Origin of the sequence: Saccharomonospora iraqiensis subsp. paurometabolica YIM 90007, from assembly GCF_000231035.2 — a bacterium.
Taxonomy (GTDB): Bacteria; Actinomycetota; Actinomycetes; order Mycobacteriales; family Pseudonocardiaceae; genus Saccharomonospora; species Saccharomonospora paurometabolica.
The window spans coordinates 4691-5517 of the sequence record NZ_KI912201.1; the positions used below are offsets into that span (position 1 = coordinate 4691).

At 74.8% G+C, this 827-nt stretch carries 2 protein-coding genes; both read right to left on the reverse strand.

Annotated elements, in window-relative coordinates:
- Window positions 1–78: 78 nt before the first annotated feature.
- Window positions 79–417: a lycopene cyclase domain-containing protein gene (locus SACPADRAFT_RS0202810; protein WP_007027806.1), complete on the reverse strand. Its 339-nt coding sequence runs from the start codon at window positions 415–417 to the stop codon at window positions 79–81.
- Window positions 414–737: a lycopene cyclase domain-containing protein gene (locus tag SACPADRAFT_RS0202815; RefSeq protein WP_040923874.1), complete on the reverse strand. Its 324-nt coding sequence runs from the start codon at window positions 735–737 to the stop codon at window positions 414–416. The genes SACPADRAFT_RS0202810 and SACPADRAFT_RS0202815 overlap by 4 nt, the downstream gene beginning before the upstream one ends.
- Window positions 738–827 lie beyond the last annotated feature (90 nt).

Consider the following 827-nt stretch of genomic DNA (forward strand, 5'->3'; position numbering starts at 1 on the left):
TCAGGCCGACGAGCCGGTCGTACCCCGCGGCCGCGGCGTCGAACGCCGCGGGCACCCGGGCCCGCGGCAGCGATCCGGTCACCGGCGCACCTCCGTCCGGTCGGGCGCGTGCCTGCGCTCGTGACACGACCAGGCCAGCAACGTCGCGGTGACCAGGCTGAACCCGAACAGGAAGTCCTCGACCGGGATGTCCCACGGGAACCGCACACCCAGGTGGTGCGCCGGGTCGTACCGCACGATCGGGGCCTGGAGCCTGGTCAGCCAGCCGTCGACCGGCACCTGGAAGGCGAACACGATGCCGAGACTGACCCAGTAGGACGGCCGCCGGAACAGGCCCGTGCGCAGCCACCTCCGCTCCGCGGCCACCACGGCGGCCACGGACAGCACCGCGGGCAGCGTGTACCCGAGGCCCGTCACGGGTGGTCCCGCACACCGAGGCGGCGCACCGTCTCGAAGGTCAACAGCGCGCACAGCGGGATCACCACGAAGAACAACGCCTCCTCCAACGGCAGTCCGGGAGCCAACTCCGGGCCGAGCGTGTACCGCGGGTCGATCGACCACACCCCCGCCGCGATCGCGATCAGGTCCCACACCAGGAACCCGGCCGCGGGCGCCAACGCCGCCGCGAGCGCGCGCGGCCTGCGGTACACCCGCGCACCGGCGAACTCCAGCGGCAGCGTGACGGCCACGCAGCCGGCCAGGACGAGCAGGTAGTGCCAGTCGGTCGGGACCGCCATCAGCACCCCCACGCCGGTGCGGCCGGCCCCGGGCCCGGTGCCCGCGGTGTCGCCGGAGCGGACGCTCCCGCAGGGGACGCCGCCGGGGGC